The organism is Photorhabdus australis DSM 17609 (assembly GCF_000711895.1).
Taxonomy (GTDB): Bacteria; Pseudomonadota; Gammaproteobacteria; order Enterobacterales; family Enterobacteriaceae; genus Photorhabdus; species Photorhabdus australis.
Window position 1 is genome coordinate 1 of record NZ_JONO01000111.1, and the last position, 3,021, is coordinate 3,021.

General features: G+C 56.1%; 3 protein-coding genes. 2 read left to right on the forward strand and 1 reads right to left on the reverse strand.

The window, feature by feature from the left end:
- Positions 1-2,048, reverse strand: a 2,048-nt coding sequence (locus BO26_RS18190) for a CHC2 zinc finger domain-containing protein (protein ID WP_036773969.1), incomplete at its 3' end; no start/stop codon positions are given.
- A gap of 100 nt (positions 2,049-2,148) precedes the next feature.
- On the opposite strand from BO26_RS18190, the gene BO26_RS18195 reads away from it, so the two are divergent.
- Both BO26_RS18195 and BO26_RS18200 read left to right on the forward strand, forming a co-directional pair.
- The gene (locus BO26_RS18195; RefSeq protein WP_036773892.1) at positions 2,149-2,541 is read left to right on the forward strand and encodes a helix-turn-helix domain-containing protein; all 393 of its coding nucleotides are present in this window, start codon (positions 2,149-2,151) and stop codon (positions 2,539-2,541) included.
- 80 nt (positions 2,542-2,621) lie between these two features.
- On the forward strand, positions 2,622-2,942 hold the full coding sequence (locus BO26_RS18200; protein ID WP_036773972.1) for a SymE family type I addiction module toxin: 321 nt from the start codon (positions 2,622-2,624) through the stop codon (positions 2,940-2,942).
- The last annotated feature ends 79 nt before the right edge of the window (positions 2,943-3,021 follow it).

Genomic DNA, 3,021 nt, shown 5'->3' on the forward strand with positions numbered 1-3,021 from the left:
TCATCGACATCTATTGCGGTGGTGGTGAGCATCAGCATCACTGGCCCTTTTACTGTGTACTGTTTGGTGACCAGATTCCCGCTGGCGTCATCTTTACCGGTACTGGCAATGGTCAGTTCGCCGTCGCTTTGCAACAGTTTGAGCGCATAAGCGGCCTGCCGTACCCCTTCTTCTTCGGCAATGGCTAAGATTTTATGCTGGAGATTGGTTTCCCCCAGATAGAACAGACTCTGGCCGGTCATGGCGCTGTATTGCAGGCGTTCTTCTTCCGGTATCAGATTGAGGACGGCCTCCATTAAGCTGCTTTTACCTGCCGCCGAACTGCTTTGTATCAGCACGGCCAGCGGACGCTCCAGCTTGCGACTGACGGCGGCTAAGTAACCGGCCAGCAGGTTAGTGGATTCGCCTACCACGCCACAGGCGGCTAAATCAGCGGTGATGCGCTCGCTCAGTTTCGGGTCTTGCAGCAGCGCCAGCGCCGCGGCCCGCTGGTCTTCGCTCAGGTCGGGAACCGGCTGGGTTTCGGTTTGTTCACCGACGCCGGCCTGTTGACACTGTTCCAGGACCAGTAACACCTGTCCCAAAGCCCGGCGCAGGTCACTTTCGGCCAGTCCCAGTTCGGTGGCGGCCAGCCGCGCATACCCGCCCCGGCTGCGGGCGTTCATCATGTCCACGCTGTCGGCGAACATGATGCCGCTGTCGGTATCAATCACCTGTGCATTGACTTTCATGACTGCGGCCCCGGCTCTGACCTGAGCCAGCCCGCGAACACACCAGCGCAGCGGACCCAGTGAGACGATAATTTCGCCGTTTGGCCCTGTCTCCCACACGACGCCGGGCAAAGACAGCGGTTTTGTTGCCCGCTCAGCGGCTAAAGCAACAGGGGGTTCCGTTGCCGGGGACGGCGGCGCTGCCGGTGCGACCGGTGCTTCGGTATCGGTTTCCTGCGCCGGGTCATACATCGGCACCGCGCCATCCAGCAATAACCCGAATGCCGGTTCGGGCTCGGCGACCTGGCACAGATAGCCGTTGGCATCCATGTCCTCGGGGAACACCACCCGGAACACGGTAATGCCGGCGGCAGTCAGTTCGGCGGCCAGTTTCACCGCCGCCTCATTGCCGGCGGGGTCGTTATCGAAGGCAATCAGCACCTGCCGGACCTGATGCCGTTGCAGTGCCTGCCAGTGGTCGGGGGTAAAGCCATTGACGCCGTAAGCCGCAGTGACGTTGCGGTAGCCTGCCACCCAGAACGACATGGCATCGATTAACGACTCACACAGGATAAGCGATTTGGACGCTATCATGGCGGCTTCATTCCACACGCCGCGGTGCTCGCCGGGCAGGTAGAGATGTTTCGGGGTGCCTGCCCGCAGGCGCTGGGTGATTTTCCGGCCATAGATTTCCTGTACCTGCCCGTGGTTGTCGAGTATCGGTATCACGAGCGAGCCGCTAAAGTGTTCGTGACCGGACTCCCGCATCAGGCCCACCGCTTGCAACCGGGCCCGGATAGCGGCGCCGGCTTTCAGTTGTTTCTCCGGCAGGCGGTAAGCCAGGGTTCGGTTGGCAAAGCCGAGCTTAAAACCGGCGACTAATTCGGGATGATGTAACCGGCGTTTTTCCAGATAGGCCACGGCTTCGGGGGCGTTCAGTAACGTATGATGGTAAAACTCCACCACCCGGCTGAGCAGCGCCTGCCGTCCGGCCTCGTCTTCGGCCAGCACGGTGGGTTCATTGGGCTGAACCAGCGGCGCGACAGCAGGATTGTTCCCCAGTATCCCGCGCAGGTGTTCTGCCGCCCGCCGCAGGCTCAGGCGCTCGGTTTTCATGACCCAGTCCAGCACTGAACCGCCGGTGTTGCAGCCAAAACAGTGATAGAGGTTCTTTTCCGGGCTGAGGACCATTGACGGGGTTTTTTCCTGATGGAACGGGCACAGCAGCACGTAATCTTTGCCGCGTTTAATCAGCTTTCGACCCTGTTGTTCTGCCACGGCGACTAAGGAGACGGCTGTTTTCAGGTGCTGTAATTCTGCTTCGGGAATGCGGGCCATATCACTAATCCTTTAAAAAATACGTCAAGGTCTATATTGACCTATTTTAAACAGGACATTAGAATGCTTTCAAGGATTAATTTTCAGGAGGGGATTTAGCATGTGGAACAAACAACTAACCTGGCTATGTTTGTCCATGACTGATTTTGGTAAAAACCTCTCATCTATTCGTAAATCAAGGCAGTTAACACAACTGAAGCTGGCCGACCTGTTGGATGTTCAGCCCCGTATGGTGGGACGCTGGGAACAGGGGAAAGCCAAGCCTCAGTTTGATTACATCATTAAACTGGCTCAGATATTAGAGGTCAGTATTGACCATCTGTTACTGGGTGATAAAGGCAGTGCCGCCCCGGAGTTTGATATCAAGAACAAGCGGCTAAAAGAGTTGTGTAAACAAGCAGATGCATTGAAGCCGGAAGACCAGGAAGTGATTTGTCATTTTCTGGATATGGCTATCACGCAAGACAAGATAAAGCAGGTGATTAAGCGATAATCTGTTGATATTTAGCGCGGGGATAACGGGCTGGCACCCGTTACCACCGCTCACCACAGCAACTAATAGGAGTAGTCACTATGGCTAAGGCGCATTCTAAAGCAGAAGCGGCGGTAAATAAAGCCGTGAAAACAGAACGTTATTACACGGTGGGTTATGTGCCGAACGGGAACAGGGTCAACAACGCCACCCCGGCGATACATCTTAAGGGGCAGTGGCTGAGACAGGCGGGGGTTAATACCGGCGGCCAGATTACGGTGAAGGTGATGGACGGTTGTCTGGTGCTCATTCCTGACAGTGAGGCCACGCAACAACAGCATCAGCAGTACCAGCGGCAACAGGTCCAACTGCGGGAGATAAAGCAACAGATGCGGGCGCTGATAACCGGTTTTGTGGGTTAAGGGGAGAGCATAAGATGACGATAGTGATTGAACATTTACAGGACATTCAGTTAACCCACATTGAAGCGCTGGCCTTGGC

Bases quoted from the DNA above. Each gene is read 5' to 3' on its own strand.
- BO26_RS18200 (WP_036773972.1), top strand. From the start codon at position 2,622: ATGGCTAAGGCGCATTCTAAAGCAGAAGCGGCGGTAAATAAAGCCGTG.
- BO26_RS18195 (WP_036773892.1), top strand. From the start codon at position 2,149: ATGTGGAACAAACAACTAACCTGGCTATGTTTGTCCATGACTGATTTT.